Annotated in this window: 18 protein-coding genes and 1 other annotated feature; of the genes, 15 read left to right on the top strand and 3 right to left on the bottom strand. The window is 44.0% G+C overall.

The annotated features are described in order from the left end of the window. The first annotated feature begins 111 nt into the window (after window positions 1–111). Window positions 112–246: a sequence feature (ribosomal protein L20 leader region), on the top strand. Between the two features lie 133 nt (window positions 247–379). The 6 genes from infC to ACY8D0_RS21100 all read left to right on the top strand — a co-directional run bounded on the left by infC (window position 380) and on the right by ACY8D0_RS21100 (window position 3,496). Further along, window positions 380–883: a translation initiation factor IF-3 gene (gene infC, locus ACY8D0_RS21125; protein ID WP_462412530.1), complete on the top strand. Its 504-nt coding sequence runs from the start codon at window positions 380–382 to the stop codon at window positions 881–883. A gap of 16 nt (window positions 884–899) precedes the next feature. Then, on the top strand, window positions 900–1,100 hold the full coding sequence (gene rpmI, locus ACY8D0_RS21120) for a 50S ribosomal protein L35 (protein ID WP_462412453.1): 201 nt from the start codon (window positions 900–902) through the stop codon (window positions 1,098–1,100). Between the two features lie 30 nt (window positions 1,101–1,130). Continuing rightward, complete coding sequence (rplT, locus tag ACY8D0_RS21115) at window positions 1,131–1,490, top strand: 50S ribosomal protein L20 (protein WP_462412452.1); 360 nt, start codon at window positions 1,131–1,133, stop codon at window positions 1,488–1,490. A 60-nt stretch (window positions 1,491–1,550) separates the two neighbouring features. Further along, window positions 1,551–1,820, top strand: a complete 270-nt coding sequence (locus tag ACY8D0_RS21110; protein WP_462412451.1) for a DUF1294 domain-containing protein — start codon at window positions 1,551–1,553, stop codon at window positions 1,818–1,820. A gap of 18 nt (window positions 1,821–1,838) precedes the next feature. Continuing rightward, complete coding sequence (locus tag ACY8D0_RS21105; protein ID WP_462412450.1) at window positions 1,839–2,330, top strand: dUTP diphosphatase; 492 nt, start codon at window positions 1,839–1,841, stop codon at window positions 2,328–2,330. A gap of 80 nt (window positions 2,331–2,410) precedes the next feature. Beyond that, window positions 2,411–3,496: a M42 family metallopeptidase gene (locus tag ACY8D0_RS21100; RefSeq protein ID WP_462412449.1), complete on the top strand. Its 1,086-nt coding sequence runs from the start codon at window positions 2,411–2,413 to the stop codon at window positions 3,494–3,496. An 879-nt stretch (window positions 3,497–4,375) separates the two neighbouring features. On the opposite strand, the gene sspI is transcribed toward ACY8D0_RS21100, so the two are convergent. Beyond that, window positions 4,376–4,585, bottom strand: a complete 210-nt coding sequence (gene sspI, locus ACY8D0_RS21095; protein WP_462412448.1) for a small acid-soluble spore protein SspI — start codon at window positions 4,583–4,585, stop codon at window positions 4,376–4,378. A 112-nt stretch (window positions 4,586–4,697) separates the two neighbouring features. Here sspI and ACY8D0_RS21090 point away from each other — a divergent pair, with 112 nt between their 5' ends. The 3 genes from ACY8D0_RS21090 to pheT all read left to right on the top strand — a co-directional run bounded on the left by ACY8D0_RS21090 (window position 4,698) and on the right by pheT (window position 9,286). Further along, window positions 4,698–5,453 (top strand): TrmH family RNA methyltransferase, encoded by a 756-nt coding sequence (locus ACY8D0_RS21090; protein ID WP_462412447.1) that lies wholly within the window; start codon window positions 4,698–4,700, stop codon window positions 5,451–5,453. 366 nt (window positions 5,454–5,819) lie between these two features. After that, window positions 5,820–6,857 carry a phenylalanine--tRNA ligase subunit alpha gene (pheS, locus tag ACY8D0_RS21085; RefSeq protein WP_462412446.1) on the top strand — a complete coding sequence of 346 codons (1,038 nt, stop codon included), beginning with the start codon at window positions 5,820–5,822 and terminating at the stop codon, window positions 6,855–6,857. A gap of 14 nt (window positions 6,858–6,871) precedes the next feature. Continuing rightward, on the top strand, window positions 6,872–9,286 hold the full coding sequence (gene pheT, locus ACY8D0_RS21080; protein ID WP_462412445.1) for a phenylalanine--tRNA ligase subunit beta: 2,415 nt from the start codon (window positions 6,872–6,874) through the stop codon (window positions 9,284–9,286). Between the two features lie 276 nt (window positions 9,287–9,562). On the opposite strand, the gene ACY8D0_RS21075 is transcribed toward pheT, so the two are convergent. Together ACY8D0_RS21075 and rnhC are read right to left on the bottom strand one after the other, a co-directional pair. Continuing rightward, a complete protein-coding gene (locus ACY8D0_RS21075; RefSeq protein ID WP_462412444.1) occupies window positions 9,563–9,850 on the bottom strand; it encodes a 4a-hydroxytetrahydrobiopterin dehydratase in 288 nt (95 codons plus the stop codon). 10 nt (window positions 9,851–9,860) lie between these two features. Then, on the bottom strand, window positions 9,861–10,814 hold the full coding sequence (gene rnhC, locus ACY8D0_RS21070; protein ID WP_462412443.1) for a ribonuclease HIII: 954 nt from the start codon (window positions 10,812–10,814) through the stop codon (window positions 9,861–9,863). 96 nt (window positions 10,815–10,910) lie between these two features. On the opposite strand from rnhC, the gene zapA reads away from it, so the two are divergent. The 6 genes from zapA (at window position 10,911) to ACY8D0_RS21040 (ending at window position 18,319) form a co-directional block, all read left to right on the top strand. Then, window positions 10,911–11,174 carry a cell division protein ZapA gene (zapA, locus tag ACY8D0_RS21065; protein ID WP_462412442.1) on the top strand — a complete coding sequence of 88 codons (264 nt, stop codon included), beginning with the start codon at window positions 10,911–10,913 and terminating at the stop codon, window positions 11,172–11,174. A gap of 2 nt (window positions 11,175–11,176) precedes the next feature. After that, complete coding sequence (locus ACY8D0_RS21060; protein ID WP_462412441.1) at window positions 11,177–11,719, top strand: CvpA family protein; 543 nt, start codon at window positions 11,177–11,179, stop codon at window positions 11,717–11,719. 85 nt (window positions 11,720–11,804) lie between these two features. Further along, on the top strand, window positions 11,805–13,541 hold the full coding sequence (gene polX, locus ACY8D0_RS21055; protein ID WP_462412440.1) for a DNA polymerase/3'-5' exonuclease PolX: 1,737 nt from the start codon (window positions 11,805–11,807) through the stop codon (window positions 13,539–13,541). Window positions 13,542–13,546: 5 nt separating this feature from the next. Next, window positions 13,547–15,907, top strand: coding sequence for an endonuclease MutS2 (locus ACY8D0_RS21050; RefSeq protein ID WP_462412439.1), 2,361 nt, complete (start codon window positions 13,547–13,549; stop codon window positions 15,905–15,907). An 18-nt stretch (window positions 15,908–15,925) separates the two neighbouring features. Beyond that, the gene (locus tag ACY8D0_RS21045) at window positions 15,926–16,333 is read left to right on the top strand and encodes a DUF350 domain-containing protein (RefSeq protein WP_462412438.1); all 408 of its coding nucleotides are present in this window, start codon (window positions 15,926–15,928) and stop codon (window positions 16,331–16,333) included. A 288-nt stretch (window positions 16,334–16,621) separates the two neighbouring features. Beyond that, window positions 16,622–18,319 (top strand): long-chain-fatty-acid--CoA ligase, encoded by a 1,698-nt coding sequence (locus tag ACY8D0_RS21040; RefSeq protein ID WP_462412437.1) that lies wholly within the window; start codon window positions 16,622–16,624, stop codon window positions 18,317–18,319. Window positions 18,320–18,346: the final 27 nt, after the last annotated feature.

Raw genomic sequence — 18,346 nt, 5'->3', positions numbered from 1 at the left:
TTTATCGTTTTTTGTTACAATAATTTTCGTTGTCATCAAAGAAAAGTTTATTTGACATCTTCTCTTTGCTTGTGTTATAGTTACAAAGGTATGAAAATTGAATACTAAGTTTTGGGAAAGAAGGAGCGCCCGCTTCTCACCTGATTTGACGCGTTTCGCAGTTGACAGGTATTACGTGGACTTAAATAGTTACTTAAACTATGTTTCGTAAAGTGTGGGTGTTATCATCCACACTTTTTTAATGGCTTCTCTGCTGGAACTTATGATTCTGTTATTTTTAAAAATGGTTCATGAATCAGGTTTTGCAGGGCGAATTCTTGTCCCTGGCAAAAGTATTCTTGATGTAAAACCTTGGAGGTGGCTAACTATTAGCAAAGACATGTTGTTAAATGAGGGCATTCGCGCTCGTGAAGTTCGCTTGATTGATCAAAACGGGGAACAATTAGGAATCAAACCCAAAAACGAAGCGCTGGAAATTGCCGGACGAGTGAATCTTGATTTAGTGCTGGTTGCACCAAATGCAAAACCTCCGGTAGCCCGGATAATGGATTATGGTAAGTTTAAGTTCGAGCAGCAAAAGAAGGATAAAGAAGCTCGCAAGAACCAAAAAATCATCACTACGAAAGAAGTTCGCCTAAGCCCAACCATTGATGAGCATGACTTTAATACAAAGCTGCGCAATGCCATTAAATTCTTGGAAAAGGGCGATAAGGTAAAAGCCTCAATCCGCTTCAAGGGCCGGGCGATTACCCATAAAGAAATCGGTCAAAAAGTATTAGACCGTTTTGCTAGTGAGTGCAAAGAAGTAGCAACTATTGAGTCTCATCCGAAAATGGATGGCCGCAGTATGTTCCTAGTCTTAGCACCGAAAATTGAAAAGTAATAAGGAGGATACCCCAATGCCAAAAATGAAAACACACCGCGGCGCTGCAAAGCGTTTCAAAAAAACTGGATCTGGTCAACTAAAGCGTGACCACGCTTATACAAGCCACTTGTTTGCTAACAAATCAACTAAAGCAAAGCGTAAGCTTCGCAAGTCTGGCCTTGTTTCAAAAGGCGATTTCAAACGCATTCGTCAATTGCTAACTAACGTTAAATAATATCGGAAAGATTTATAGGAGGGAAAATACATGCCACGTGTAAAAGGCGGTACTGTTACTCGCAAACGTCGTAAAAAAGTTCTTAAATTAGCTAAAGGTTATTATGGTTCAAAACATACATTATACAAAGTTGCTAACCAACAGGTTATGAAATCATTGCAATATGCTTTCCGTGACCGTCGTCAGGTTAAGCGCGATTTCCGCAAACTTTGGATTACTCGTATCAACGCAGCAGCTCGCATGAACGGTCTTTCTTACAGCCGTTTAATGCATGGCTTAAAGCTTGCTGGTATCGAAGTAAACCGCAAAATGCTTTCTGAATTGGCAATTAGTGATGCAGCAGCATTCACTCAATTAGCTGACACTGCTAAGCAACAATTAAGCAAATAATATACCAAGTGCCATTCTCGATTTTGAGGATGGCTCTTTTACTATAAAGGGGAAACTACAATGGATGGCAGGACATATTTGGTACTATTTTTTGCTGTAATGAACTTAATCGGTATAATCATAATGGGAGTAGACAAGCAGCGGGCGAAGCGGCACCAGTTTCGTATAAGTGAACGGACCCTCTGGTTGGTGGCCATTTTTGGCGGAGCGATTGGAGCAACGGCTGGAATGCGATATTTTCACCATAAAACCAAGCATGTTCAATTTAAATGGGGATTTCCAATTTTGGCACTTCTAGAATTGGCCATTTATTTAAAAATATTTTTCTAATAAGGGAGCGGATGAATAATGAATCTTACAAAACTTTTTGGCATGCAAAAAGCATTGGACCAACATATAGAAGAAAAGCATCAATTGCAGGAAAGTGATCTGTTTTCCCGAAAGGTTTTAGCACTATTAGTCGAGGTTGGCGAACTCGCCAATGAAACAAAATGCTTTAAATTCTGGAGCGTTAAGCCATCATCCCCGAAGAACGTGATTTTAGAGGAGTTTGTCGATGGGATCCATTTTATTTTGTCGCTTGGTATTGAATGCGGGTTTGACAAGAAGGATTTTGAAGTCAACGCTTTAGCGTCCTCGAAAGACGTGACAGAGCAATTCTTATCTCTATATGAAACGATTAATGACTTTCAGCAATCCAAGAGTTTCGATGACTATGTAACAGTAATCGGAACTTATTTGCAACTAGGTACATTATTAGAAATAAGTGAATCCGAAATGGAACAGGCATATTTTGCAAAAAATGAAGTAAATTATCAAAGACAAGCCAACAATTATTAACGATTTTAAATTTGTTGGATGTTTGAGGGTTTCGGTATAATAAAGCTTGTAGTTTGATTATTTAAAAAGGGGGCCCGTAAATGGCTAAACTGGATGAAACATTGAGCATGCTTAAAGAATTGACGGATGTGAAAGGCATTCCGGGCAATGAACGCGAAGTTCGCGAAGTCATGAAAAAATACATAACTCCCTATGCTGATGAAATCACAACCGATGGACTTGGCAGTTTAATCGCAAAAAAGGTGGGAAATGCTGACGGCCCTAAAATCATGGTGGCTGGCCACTTAGACGAAGTCGGATTTATGATCACCCAAATTGATGACAGAGGCTTCCTGCGTTTCCAAACCGTCGGCGGCTGGTGGGGGCAGGTCATGCTTGCCCAGCGCGTCACAATTGTAACAAGAAAAGGCGAAGTTACAGGAATTATTGGCTCTAAGCCTCCCCATGTTCTGTCAGCAGAAGCTCGGAAGAAGCCAATCGAGATTAAAGACATGTTCATTGATATTGGCGCATCCAGCCGCACAGAAGCAGAAGAGTGGGGCGTCCGCCCAGGGGATATGGTCGTGCCGTATTTTGAATTCACGGTTATGAACAATGAAAAAATGCTGCTGGCCAAAGCATGGGACAACCGCATCGGCTGCGCCATCGCGATTGATGTGTTAAGGCAGCTTCAGGGTGTTGACCATCCGAACGTGGTCTACGGAGTTGGTAACGTCCAAGAAGAAGTCGGCTTGCGCGGCGCCAAAACTTCCACGCATAAAATTGAGCCGGATATCGGCTTTGCCGTTGATGTCGGTATTGCCGGAGACACTCCTGGAATTACCGAAAAAGAAGCGATGAGTAAAATGGGCAAGGGCCCGCAAATCGTTGTCTATGATGCTTCGATGGTAGCTCATAAAGGCTTGCGTGATTTTGTCACGGATACGGCCGATGAACTGAACATTCCTTATCAGTTTGAATCGATTCCAGGCGGCGGAACGGATGCAGGCTCGATTCATTTGACCCATAATGGTGTACCGGCATTGGCGATAACCATCGCTACCCGTTATATCCACTCCCATGCCGGAATTCTGCACCGCGACGACTACGAAAACGCGGTCAAGCTGATTGTTGAAGTGATTAAACGATTAGACCGCGAGACGGTTGATAAGATTATTTATGAATAAAAAAATGATCCCCGGCAGACTGATGCCGGGGGTTTTTCTTTGAATTGGTAGATGAGAAGAATTGTTTTGTTTCCAAAAGATACTAAAAAAGTGTTGTAAGTGCAGAAATTTGGTAGTGAGAGCCCGAAAATAGGTAGTATGTGAGATGCAATTCCAATAAGTACCAGAAATGTGTTGTAAGTTCAGAAATTTAGGTAGTAAGAGCCCGAAAACAGGTCGTAAGTGAGGAAAAGTAGGTCGTAAAAGAGCCGGAAAGATTGCGATTCCAATAAGTCCCAAAAATGTGTTGTAAGTGCAGAAATTTAGGTAGTAAGAGCCCGAAAACAGGTCGTAAGTGAGGAAAAGTAGGTCGTAAAGAAGCCGGAGGGATTGCGATTCCAATAAGTCCCAAAAAAGTGTTGTAAGTGCAGAAATTTAGGTAGTAAAAGCCCGAAAACAGGTCGTAAGTGAGGAAAAGTAGGTCGTAAAAGAGCCGGAAAGATTGCGATTCCAATAAGTCCCAAAAAAGTGTTGTAAGTTCAGAAATTTAGGTAGTAAGAACCCGAAAACAGGTCGTAAGTGAGGAAAAGTAGGTCGTAAAGGAGCCGGAAAGATTGCGATTCCAATAAGTCCCAAAAAAGTGTTGTAAGTGCAGAAATTTAGGTAGTAAGAGCCCGAAAATAGGTTGTAAGTGAGCAAAAGTGGGTCGTAAAGGAGCCGGAAAGATTGCGATTCCAATAAGTCCCAAAAATGTGTTGTAAGTGCAGAAATTTAGGTAGTAAGAGCCCGAAAATAGGTCGTAAGAGAGCAATAATAGGTCATAAAGAAAACACAATCGATATTTGTATCTGCAATTAAAAAAGCCGGCACATGATAAACTTGCCGGCTTTAACTCATTTTTTATTGTTTTAACCCGGTTTCTAGCGTTGTCAACATGCCTTTTTTCTCTTCCTCAGAAGCATTGGTCCAAATCACTTCGAACAACACGCCCAAGCCAGGAAGCATTTTTTCTTCCCCGCTCTGAATCGCATCCACAATGGTATCTTCTAATTGTTCTTGCGTATCATTGACAACGTTATGAATAACCGCTTTTCGCAAATTTAAGTTCATGACGACACACTCCTTTTTGTGCTCTTTTACCTTCTTAGGTTGTCTGATTTTGGCTTTATTATGTAATTTCGCTATAATAAAATCAACAGAATTCTTAAAGGGGAAAATCCACTTGAAATATATTCAATCGATCCAAAATCCGCAAGTGAAACAATGGAAAAAATTGCTGACCAAAAAAGAGCGTGACCGTTCTGGCACCTTTCTTGTCGAAGGGTTCCATCTCGTCGAGGAAGCATTGAAACAAGAGGGTCTCGTTGTCGAAATCATTGTGTCCGAAAAAATAGGAGTTCCCTCAAGATTGGACAGTGGAGATACTCCGATGGCGATGGTGACCGAAGAAATTTCCGATGCCTTAACGGATACAGAAGCACCGCAAGGAATTTACGCTGTTTGCCATCAGCCGTCCATTAGCGAGTCCTTGGAACAGGCCAAGACATTTCTTTTTATCGATGCGGTCCAAGACCCAGGCAATCTTGGCACGATGATCCGTACCGCCGATGCGGCCGGAATCGATGCCGTCATTGTCGGCCGCGGTAGTGTCGATGTCTACAATTCAAAGGTATTGCGCTCGGCACAGGGCAGCCATTTCCATCTGCCCATTATAAGAGGCGATCTGAAGGAATGGATGGATAAACTTTCATCCAGAAACATACCGGTATACGGAACTGCCCTCGAAGGAGCCTCCGTTTATAAAGAAATTTTGCCTAGTGATTCCTTTGCCCTCATCGTCGGAAATGAAGGAAATGGCATCAGTCAAGAGCTGCTAACTTCAACGACGGCAAACCTGTATATTCCGATATACGGAAAGAGTGAATCTCTGAATGTGGCCGTTGCAGCAGGGATCCTGTTATATTATTTGAAAAAATAGGCGAAGATAGGTTTGAAACATAGGAAAAATTGGTATATAATATTGAACAATGTTATAACGAATCGACAATGACGGAGAAAAGTATCTTGCCATTCGGCCATCAAGGGAGAAAATGCCGTGACTGAAAGCATTTTTATGGGCATGACAAGAGAAGTTCACCTCCCGAGTTGGCATCGGGACCACGAAAATGCATAAGGTTTTTGTGTAAAGATGATCCGGCACAGCCGTTATCCGAATGAAGCGAACACATATACATATGGTGTGTTTACAAGGGTGGTACCGCGAACTGTAACCTCGTCCCTTTTTGGGGATGGGGTTTTTTATTTTTTTCAGTACATATGTGAACAAAATGAAGGAGGAAATAGCATGCAAGAGCGATTAAAAGAGCTACAGGCAGAAGCGATTCAAAAAGTGGATCAGGCTGACGGCTTAAAAGAATTGAATGACATCCGCGTATCGTACTTGGGCAAAAAAGGACCGATTACCGAAGTGTTAAGAGGAATGGGAAAACTTTCTGCAGAGGAACGGCCAATTATTGGGGCACTTGCCAACGAGGTTCGGGAAGCCATTGCAGCAAAAATTGAAGCAAAACAGTCCCAGCTTGAAGAGGCGGCAGTTCAAGAAAAATTGGCAGCTGAAAGCATTGATGTGACGTTGCCAGGCCGCCCCGTTAAAGTGGGCAACCATCATCCATTAACCAAAATCATTGAGGAAATTGAAGATTTGTTTATCGGCATGGGCTATGAAATTGCGGAAGGTCCCGAGGTCGAGCAGGACTATTACAACTTCGAAGCATTAAACCTGCCAAAAGGCCATCCAGCCCGCGATATGCAGGATTCTTTTTACATCACGGACGAAATCCTGCTTCGCACCCATACATCGCCTGTTCAGGCACGGACAATGGAAAAGCATCAAGGCAAAGGCCCAATCAAAATTATCTGCCCTGGTAAGGTGTACCGCCGCGATAATGACGATGCAACCCACTCGCACCAGTTCATGCAGATTGAAGGATTGGTCGTGGGCGAAAATATCCGCATGAGTGACTTGAAAGGCACATTGGACGTGTTTGCTAAGAAAATGTTCGGCCAAGACCGTGAAATCCGCTTGCGCCCAAGCTTTTTCCCATTCACGGAACCATCAGTCGAAATGGATATCTCCTGTAAAATGTGCGGCGGCCATGGCTGCAATGTCTGCAAACATACAGGCTGGATTGAAATCCTTGGCGCTGGCATGGTTCATCCAAACGTGTTGGAAATGGCTGGCTATGATTCGAAAAAATATACTGGATTTGCGTTTGGAATGGGACCAGAGCGAATTGCGATGCTGAAATACGGTGTAGATGATATCCGTCATTTCTACACAAACGATGTTCGGTTCTTAACCCAGTTTGCAATTGAGGAATAGAGGAGGTAAAACAAATGTTTGTTTCATATAAATGGCTCCAGGACTATGTCGATTTATCCGGAGTTACTCCAGCCGAGTTGGCTGAAAAAATCACCAAAAGCGGGATTGAGGTTGAAGGAGTAGAAATCCTTAACGAAGGGTTAAAGGGTGTTGTTGTAGGCCATGTGCTGGAACGTGAACAGCATCCAAATGCCGATAAATTGAATAAATGCCTTGTCGATATCGGCGCAGGCGAACCGGTACAGATTATCTGCGGTGCCCCAAATGTTGACAAAGGACAAAAAGTCGCGGTTGCTACGGTTGGAGCTAAGCTTCCAGGCAATTTTAAAATTAAAAAAGCCAAGCTTCGCGGGGAAGAATCCAATGGGATGATTTGCTCGCTTCAAGAGCTGGGCATTGAAAGCAAATTAATCCAAAAAGAGTATTCTGAAGGTATCTTTGTGTTCCCAGCCGATGCCGAAGTAGGAACCGATGCTCTTGATTTATTGGGCCGTGACGACCAAATTCTTGAGTTGGGTCTTACGCCAAACCGGGCAGACTGTTTAAGCATGCTAGGTGTCGCTTATGAAGTAGCGGCAATCTTGGGCAGAGAAGTGAAACTTCCAGAAACCGATTTAGAGCCTGCAGGAGAAAAAGCTTCCGATTACGTGACCGTCACCGTTGACGCCAAGGAAGACAATCCATTATATGTAGCGAAAGTGATTAAAAATGTTAAAATTGGCAATTCACCGTTATGGATGCAAGCACGTCTAATGTCTGCGGGAATCCGCCCGCATAATAACGTGGTGGATATCACCAACTATATTCTTTTGGAATACGGCCAGCCGCTCCATGCATTCGACTATGACCGCCTTGGTTCCAAACAAATTCTCGTCCGCCGGGCTGTTGATGGCGAAAAATTCGTCACTTTGGATGATGTGGAACGGACCTTAACTTCGGATCATCTCGTTATCACTAATGGTATAGAGCCTGTTGCCCTTGCCGGAGTCATGGGTGGTGCCAATTCTGAGGTAACTTCTGATACCACGACTGTGCTATTAGAGGCCGCTTACTTTAATGGCGCTACAATCAGAAAGGCTTCAAAAGACCATGGTCTTCGCAGTGAAGCCAGTGCCCGTTATGAAAAAGGAATTGACCCGAACCGTGTCCGCGCTGCCGGTGACCGTGCCGCATACTTAATGGCCAAATATGCCGGCGGTCAAGTGTTAGAAGGAACAGCAGAAGTCGATGTAATGACGGTTGAACCTGCTGTTGTATCAATCACCCTTGAAAAAATTAATCGCGTTCTTGGAACGGATATTCAAATGAACGAGGTAAAGGATATTTTTGCCCGCCTGCAATTTAATGCAGTGGCAGAGGATGATATGATTACCGTGACCGTTCCAACCCGCCGCGGCGATATTAAAATTGAAGAAGATCTAATTGAGGAAGTGGCTCGTCTTTTCGGGTACGACAACATCCCATATACCTTGCCAATCGGTTCCACAACACCAGGCAAACTGTCTGAATATCAGAAGAAACGCCGGGTTGTCCGTCAGTATCTTGAAGGAGCCGGGCTATATCAAGCCGTTACGTATTCTTTAACGAGCGAGCAGAAAGCAGCACAATTTGCTTTGGAACAACGTGATACCATCCGTTTGGCGATGCCGATGAGTGAGGACCGCAGCATTTTGCGATTAAGCATTCTGCCTCAGCTGTTAGAAGTATTAAAATATAACAGTGCCCGCCAAAACGACAGCTTGGCTGTATTTGAAACGGGTAATGTCTTTTTGGCAAACGGAACCGATGTGCAGCCGGAAGAAAGCGAGCACCTTGCCGCAGCGATTACTGGATTATGGCACCAACATTCCTGGCAGGGAGAGAAAAAACCGGTTGACTTTTTCGTGATCAAAGGAATTCTCGAAGGCTTGTTTGCAAAACTAAGCTTAACTGAAAAAGTGGAGTATGTGCAAGCACAGGTTGAGGGCATGCACCCGGGACGAACCGCTGAAATCCAGTTGAATGGCAAAAAAATCGGATTTATCGGTCAAGTCCATCCAAACGTCCAGAAAGAGCTGGACTTAAAAGATACTTACGTATTCGAGCTATCCTTACAAGCTGTATTGAATGAGGAAACGGATGCCCTGCAATATCAATCCATCCCGCGCTTCCCTTCTATTACAAGAGATATTGCTCTCGTGGCTGACAAAGAAACAGTGTCTGGATCTTTGAAATCCATTATTCTTGAAGCAGGCGCACCACTGCTAAAAGAGGCAGAAGTGTTCGACTTATATCAGGGAGACAAGATGGAAGCAGGCAAGAAATCCATTGCGTTCTCACTCAAATATGTGGATCCGGAACGGACATTAACAGATGAAGAAGTGACAAAAGTACATGAACGTGTGCTAAACGCTTTGGCAGATAAAGCTGGGGCAGTGTTACGGGGATAAAAAAATGATAAGAGCCGGCTCTCCCAAATATGGGGGCCGGCTTTACTTTTGATTCATTAGATTAGGAGTGCGCCAAACGCCCGAAGCAGGTGCAAAAAGGAGCTTAGGGTAAATAGGAAGCGCTCCAAATGCCCAAAACCGATGCAAAAAGGGGTTCAGGGTAAGTAGGAGGCCTTCCAAACGCCCGAAAGCGGTGCGGAGATAAGTTTTGGGTAATTAAGGACCTCCGCGGCATGCTATCGTTAAAGAGGACTAAAATAAAGATAGTCTCGTTTTTTAGTATTTCCCATAAATAGAATCATACGTTTCCGCCAACTGGAAATCCAATGAGGTTAGCCCTCCCGCGTGCCAGGAGGTTAACTTTAATGTGACTAGCTTATAATCAATTGAGATAAACGGATGATGATTTTTTTCCTCAGAAAGCCGGGCAATTTCATTAACGAAATCGATTCCTTTTATAAACTCCTGAAACCGGTACTTCTTCACAATGAATTTTCCATCCAGTTTCCATCCGGTTAATGCCGCCAATGCTTGGTCCCGTTCTGCTTCGGTTAACTTATTCATAAAACCCCTCCTATTTCCTCTTTTTTGCTACGATTCCAATCGCTTTTTCTGTATTGGCAAAATGAAGCTTCACATAAGCAGGCAGGACATCCCGGCCTTTTTTTAAAATCAGCTTGGCTGCCGCCTCATCCACCTGTGACCCCGCCCCTTTTGGAATGGTAAAGCCTGCCGCCGCACTCATCTTATCGATGTATTGGATAAAAGCATAACGGGCGAGAATGCTGGCAGCCGCGACCGCCAAATGAATTCCTTCCGCTTTGGTGCTAAAATAAATATTTTCATTAGCCACCGCCTTTTGCCCTCTCAAGTGCTGGAAATACGTGTCCGGTTGGACAAACTGGTCGACTAGTATGGCATCCGGCTTTTCGGGAGCGATTTTCGCAAGGACATTTAATAGCGCCTGATTATGAAGAATGGCCTTCATTTTTCCTTGGGACATGCCCGATTTCTGTACCTGATTATATTTTTCATTTTTCAACGTCATGAGGCTGAAAGGAACCACATCTTTGATCACCTTCGCAATTTCAATGATTTTTTGGTCATTTAAATCCTTGGAATCTCGAACCCCGAGTTCCTTCAGTAAAGGGATATTTTCCTTTTTTACATAGGCGGCCACGACCGTAATCGGACCGAAGAAGTCGCCGGTCCCCACCTCATCCGACCCGATGACAGACATTTGCGCAATGCCTGGCGGAACGTGCCCTTTTGCGGTGGATTTTTGTCCGGAGGACTTAGGAGCCGGTTTGTTTACGGCAGGGCTGGAACCTCCCCATCTTGCGGCCTCTTGTTCAGCATCATTTCCCTGAAACAAAACCTTCCCTGATTTATAGGCTGTAATCATGCAGACAGGAAGCTTTGCGGCAAAAACACTGCCTGGAGGATTTGTTTCTTTAAGAAACTTAGCATAATAGTCTCTCATTTTTTCAATTTGATTCATTGGACATTGTAAAACGACATTACCCAATAGTGGCACCACATTTCTCTAGAATTTCTTTTCCTTTTCGACTTTTTCTGTTCGTGTTATGATAGAATGTAGGATTCTCTGAAAGGGGCTTTTACGTTGACGAATGTACATAAAAACAGAATAAGTGTCGATATTTATGGACAGCAATACATCATCATGGGCAGTGAGAACCCGAGCCATATTCGCCTTGTTGCATCCTTAGTTAACGATAAAATGCGTGAAATCAGTTCAAAGAATCCCAATCTGGAAGTAAATAAACTTGCTGTTTTAACCGCAGTCAATGCAGTCAACGATTATTTGAAAATGAAAGAAGAATTGGAACAGTTGAAACGGGAACTACAAAAAGAAAAGGACAATTGATTATGTTAGATTTAGCCATTATTGTTTTTCTAATCGCTGGAATTTTTATCGGTCTAAAAAGAGGCCTTATTCTTCAGCTTGTTCACTTGGCCGGCTTTATTATTGCATATGTGGCAGCATTTTCATACTATGATGAACTGGCACCCAAATTGATTCTGTGGATTCCATATCCGAGTTTCGGAGAGGACACGGCTTTAAAAATTCTGTCGGACTCAGCCAATATGGAGAATGCCTTCTACAATGCTGCGGCGTTTGTGATTATTTTTTTCATTGCCAAGGTTGTTCTGCAAATTATCGGGTCAATGTTCGATTTTATTGCCCATTTGCCTGTCTTGAAACAGTTGAATCGTTTGGCGGGGGCCATTTTAGGTTTTGTTGAAGTTTATTTGATTATATTTATTTTATTATACATTGCCGCACTAATGCCAATCGAATTTCTTCAAGCCCAGTTGGATGGTTCCGCACTTTCCAAGGCAATTGTCAACTATACCCCAATCCTTTCCGGGCAAATCAAAGACTGGTGGATGAATTATACAGCTGGTTGAACTTCTCTCTAGCAGAGGAGTTTTTCTTTATGGACGAAAAACGGGTAAACTATAGGGGTGCGAATTTAAAAAGCAGGTGAAACTGGTGGAGATTACAAAAAAGGAAATCATTCGTTTATTGGAAACGATTGCGATTTATTTGGAATTAAAAGGAGAGAATTCTTTTAAAATATCAGCATTCCGGAAGGCGGCCAATGCCTTGGAAGCTGACGAACGAAGCTTATTCGAGATAGAAGATTTTACATCGATTCCGGGAATCGGCAAGGGCACGGCAGCGGTGATTGATGAGTACTTAAAAGAGGGAACTTCCACCGTGTTAAAAGAATTAAAGGAAGAAGTGCCCCCAGGGTTAATTCCGTTACTTCAGATTCCGGGACTGGGCGGCAAGAAAATAGCCAAGCTCTATAAGGAGCTGAAAATTGTCGATGTCACGAGCTTAAAGGAAGCCTGTGAAGCCAAACAGGTTCAAGCTTTAGCCGGCTTTGGCAAAAAAACGGAGGAGAAAATTTTAAGCGCAATTGAAAATATCGGAACAAGACCCGAGCGTCTGCCGCTGGCGTTTATGCTTCCGCTGGCGGAGCAAATTGAAGCAAGGCTTGCGGAGATGAAGGATATCGTGCGGTTTTCCCGGGCCGGCAGCTTGCGGCGAATGCGCGAAACGATTAAGGACCTTGATTTTATCATCGCCACCGACAACTATGAATCGGTCCGCGAACAACTGCTGCAACTGCCGTCGATAAAAGAGGTAATTGGGGCAGGAGACACGAAGGTATCGTTAACCTTTGCGTTTGATTACGATGTTTCCGTCGACTTCCGGTTGGTTAAACCAAATGAATTTATTACTACCTTGCACCATTTTACGGGTTCTAAGGACCATAATGTAAGGATGCGGCAGCTTGCAAAGGAACGCGGCGAGAAAATCAGCGAGTATGGCGTCGAAAACGTCGAGACGGGTGAAATCCTGACGTTTTCTTCAGAAAAGGAATTTTTTAACCATTTTGGACTTCCGTTTATTCCACCCGAAGTGCGGGAAGACGGTAAGGAGGTTGACACATTCTCGGAACACGAAGAATTAATCGAGCTCGGCGACATTAAAGGGGATCTCCATATGCATTCCACCTGGAGCGACGGTGCCCATACGATTGAAGAAATGGCTGAAACGTGCCGGGCGAGAGGCTATCAATATATGGCGATAACCGACCACTCGCAATATTTAAAAGTGGCCAACGGCTTGACACGTGAACGGCTGTTGCAGCAGCGGGAAGAAATCAAACGGCTCAATGCAAAATACCATGACTTTGTGATTCTTTCCGGCATTGAGATGGATATATTACCAGACGGTTCCTTGGATTTTGAGGACGATCTTCTGGCGGAGCTGGATTTTGTCATTGCTTCGATTCATTCCGCCTTCACCCAGCCAAAAGAAAAAATTATGGAGCGGTTGAGAAATGCGCTTGAAAATGCTCATGTGGATTTAATCGCCCATCCAACCGGGAGAAAAATTGGCCGGCGTGAAGGATATGAAGTGGATATCCCGATGCTGATTGAATTGGCCAAGCAAACCAATACGGCGTTGGAATTAAACGCGAACCCCAATCGGCTCGACTTGGCTGCCGAATATTTGCGCCAAGCGCAGGATGCGGGTGTAAAAATTTTAATCAATACTGATGCGCATAGATTGGATACGTTAAAGCATATGGCAATAGGCGTGTCAGCCGCAAAAAAGGGCTGGATTAAAAAATCAACGGTTTTAAACGCATTGGATAAATATGACCTGCTTGACTACTTAGCCAACAGGAACAATGGACACCAAGGAGGATGATCCTCGTGCAAAATAGAGTTTTAAAGGTTTTGGAATTTACCAAAGTAAGAGACCAGCTGCTAGAGCATGCTGCTTCGTCACTTGGAATAGAGAAAATAAAAAATCTGGTACCGTCTTCGGATTATGGTGAAGTGGTAAAACTTCAAGCGGAAACCGATGAGGCGGCAACGGTCGTCAGGATTAAAGGCCATGTCCCGTTAGCCGGGATTTACGATATTCGGGCGCATATTAAAAGGTCGGTCATTGGCGGGGTCTTAAGCCCGCATGAATTGATTCAAATTGCCAGCACCATTCATGCAAGCCGGCAAATGAAACGTTTCATAGAGGAACTGGCCGAAGAGAGAACGGAACTGCCGATATTACTGGAACAAGTGTCTGAAATTGTTCCGTTGACGAATTTGGAACAAACGATAAAAATGGCAATCGATGAAAGCGGAGAAGTTCTTGATGGTGCCAGTGAACTGCTGCGTTCCTTAAGACATCAGCTTCGTGCCAATGAAGCGCGGGTCCGTGAAAAACTAGAAAGTATGATTCGGTCGTCCAGTGCCCAAAAGATGCTATCCGATGCGATTATTACTATCCGCAACGACCGTTTTGTCATTCCCGTTAAGCAGGAATATCGCGGGCATTATGGCGGAATTATTCATGACCAGAGCGCTTCGGGCCAAACATTGTTTATTGAACCTCAGGTCATCGTGCAATTAAATAACCAATTGCAGGACATCCGGGTCAAGGAGCAGGTGGAAATTGAGCGGATTTTAACCGAGCTTTCGGCTCATGCGGCCGAGCATGAAAATGAGCTTAAGGTCATCGTGGATGTAATGGCCAACTTGGATTTCATTTTTGCCAAAGCACGCTATGGCAAAAAAATCAAAGCATCCAAACCGGAAATCAACAATGAAGGAAGAATTTGCTTATATAAAGCCAGACATCCGTTAATTCCAATGGATGAAGTGGTTCCTAATGATATCTTAATCGGGAAAGATTACTCGACCATTGTAATAACCGGTCCAAACACAGGAGGTAAAACAGTTACCTTAAAAACATTGGGATTGTGTGCCTTAATGGCCCAAGCAGGGCTGCAGGTTCCGGCCCTTGACGGTTCGGAGTTGGCCGTCTTTGGCGCGGTTTATGCGGATATTGGCGACGAACAGTCGATTGAACAGAGTTTAAGTACGTTTTCATCTCATATGGTGAATATTGTTGATATTTTAAAAAGAGCGGATCATAACAGTCTGGTATTATTTGACGAACTTGGCGCCGGAACAGACCCGCAAGAAGGGGCAGCATTGGCGATTTCGATTCTAGATGAAGTCCAAAAACGGGGGGCACGGGTGGTGGCGACTACCCACTATCCGGAATTGAAGGCTTACGGCTATAATCGGGAGGGTGTTTTAAATGCCAGCGTGGAATTTAATGTGGAAACACTGAGTCCGACCTACAAGCTTCTCTTAGGGGTACCGGGCCGGAGCAACGCATTTGAGATTTCCAAGCGATTGGGATTGAATGACAAGGTGATCCAGGCTGCACGTTCTCATGTCAGTGAGGATACCAACCAAATTGACAACATGATTGCCTCGCTGGAACATAGCAAACGGCAGGCAGAAATCGAGATGCAAGAAGCCCGTGACTACCTAAAACAAGCAGAAAAACTGCATCATGACCTGCAAAAGCAGATGATCGAATTTTATGAGAAGAAGGATTCGATGCTCGAAAAGGCTGCTGAAGAAGCCGGGAAATTGGTGGAAGACGCTAAGGATGAAGCGGAAAAAGTCATTCGCGACCTTCGGAAAATGCGGACGGAAAAACATGCCGAAGTTAAGGAGCATGAGTTAATTGATGCAAAAAGAAGGCTGGAGGGAGCGGCTCCGGAAATCAAGAAATCATCCAAATTGGCCGCTAAAAAAGCCAAAAAGCACACGTACATGCCTGGGGATGAGGTAAAGGTGCTGACCTTTGACCAAAGAGGAACCCTGGTGGACCAGGTGTCCGATAATGAATGGCAGGTCCAAATCGGGATCTTGAAAATGAAGGTAAAAGATAAAGACATGGAATATCTTGGAACCCCAAAGCAAACGGAAACAAGGCCGATGGCACTCGTCAAAGGCCGAGAGGATTCCAATGTGAAACTCGAACTCGATTTGCGCGGAGAACGTTATGAAGATGCCCTGATGAAGGTGGAAAAATATATAGATGACGCCCTTCTGGCCAATTATCCTCGGGTATCGATCATCCACGGAAAAGGGACAGGTGCCCTAAGGCAAGGAGTGCAGGAATATTTAAAAAATCATCGTTCCGTTAAAAAAATTCGTTTTGGTGAAGCGGGGGAGGGCGGTTCAGGCGTGACCGTCGTTGAATTTAAATAAGTCCAGGGAGAAACGAAAATGGACCAGTTTTGGGAAAATCGATATATCCAAATTGCGGCTTCCTATAGTGTGGTCATTTTATGCATGGTGGTCTTTTTGGCAATTTTTGAACTTGTAACCAAGTACAAAAATTGGGATGAGATCAAGAAAGGGAATTTGGCCGTTGCCATGGCAACTGGAGGGAAAATTTTTGGAGTTGCCAATATCTTCCGCCACACAATTGAAGCCCATAACTCATTACTATCCATGATTGGCTGGGGTGTATACGGCTTTGTATTATTATTGGCGGGGTATTTTATTTTTGAATTTCTCACACCGAAATTTAAAATTGACGAGGAAATCCAAAACAATAACCGTGCGGTAGGCCTGATTTCGATGATCATATCGATTGGGCTATCCTATGTCATAGGAGCAGGTATTTCATAAGGGGAGAAATCGATTGGAAACATTGGCAAAAGTGCTATTTGTATTGTGCGGATTGTTTTTGCTTGTAGGAATCATATACATGGTTGCATGGACCTGAAAAAATCACCGCTGGAGCGAATCCAGCGGTGATTTTTTCATAGGAAAGCTATACCATTATAATAGCCACCGGTTGGGAAACACGAATTATACAAAATATAGGAAGACTAATTGTTAATTGGTAAATACTGTACTATAATAGTTTTAGTAGTTTGAATTTTTAAAATTATCTATCTAACAAGGGGGAATAAGATGGAATCGAGACCGTGGTTGAATCAATATCCAAAAGAAATTCCAGCCACAATAACTTATTTGAGGGAACCTGTGTATAAATTTTTGGAGCGTTCGGCCCAAAAATATCCGGATAAGCGAGCCCTTCACTTTATGGGTAAAGAGCTTTCCTTTAAGCAGGTATACCAAGAGGCTGCCAGCGTGGCCGGATACTTGCAGCAAATCGGCATTCAAAAAGGCGATCGTGTTGCTATAATGTTGCCAAACTCACCACAGGCCGTCATTACCTACTTCGGAGTATTAATGGCTGGGGGCGTGGTTGTTCAAACCAACCCATTGTACACGGAGCGCGAGCTGGAGTACCAGATGAAGGATTCCGGAGCTAAAGCTATTGTGGCAATGGACATTCTCTACCCTCGGGTCACCAAAATCTTGGCCCAAACCGATCTGCAGCATATTATCGTAACCGCTATCAAAGACTACTTGCCGTTTCCGAAGAATTTTGTATACCCTTACATCCAGAAAAAACAGTATGGTCTTGTCGTAAAAGTAAAGCATGGGGGAAATACGCACCTTTTAACCGAAATCGTAAAAACGCCAGCCAATTATATCGAGCAGCATGATTTTGATTTTGAAGAAGACCTGGCCCTGCTCCAATATACCGGGGGCACCACCGGGTTTCCGAAAGGGGTTATGCTGACGCACAAGAATTTGATTACGAATACGTCTATGAGCGAAGCTTGGGTTTACAAAGCAAAGCCGGGGCAAGAAGTGGTATTGGGGATTGTGCCATTTTTCCATGTCTATGGGATGACGGTGTGCATGCTGTTATCCATGAAGATGGGGGCCAAAATGATCCTGATGCCGAAATTTGATGCGCTGGAGACCCTAAAAACAATTGATAAACAGCGGCCGACGCTATTTCCAGGGGCGCCCACCATTTACATCGGCTTGTTAAACCATCCGGAGCTATCGAAATATGATCTATCTTCCATTGAGGCCTGCATCAGCGGTTCTGCTGCCCTGCCAGTGGAGGTTCAGCAAAAATTTGAGGAGGTCACCGGCGGGAAGTTGGTAGAAGGTTACGGTTTATCTGAAGCATCTCCTGTGACCCATTGCAACTTCCTATGGGATCAGCGTATTAAGGGCAGCATCGGGGTCCCGTATCCTGACACGGAGGCAAAAATTATTTCTTTGGAAACAAGTGAATCATTGCCAGCAGGCGAAATTGGCGAAATCGTCGTCAAAGGCCCGCAAGTGATGAAAGGCTACTGGAATCGTCCGCATGAGACGGAAGAAATTTTAAAGGATGGCTGGCTTCATACCGGGGACGTTGGTTATATGGATGATAAAGGCTTCTTCTATGTAGTGGACCGCAAAAAGGATATGATCATTGCAGGAGGCTACAATATTTACCCTCGAGAAATTGAAGAAGTATTGTACGAACATCCGGATGTCGTTGAAGTGGTTGCAGCAGGTGTGCCGCATCCATACCGCGGTGAGACCGTGAAGGCTTATGTGGTGTTAAAAGAAGGCGCCACCGTCACAGAGGATGAGCTTAACCAATTCGCCCGAAAATATTTAGCAGCGTATAAGGTTCCGAGAATCTATGAATTCCGAAAAGAACTTCCAAAAACTGCTGTCGGTAAAATTTTGAGACGGATCTTGGTGGAGGAAGATAAAAAAAAGCTTGCGGATGAGGAAAAAAAACAGGCTTAAGCTTTCGTCGCAGGATCGTAAATATAT

Source organism: Neobacillus camarae (assembly GCF_054950115.1).
Note: the sequence above shows the minus strand (reverse complement) of the source record. Positions and strands in the feature narration are given on the sequence as shown.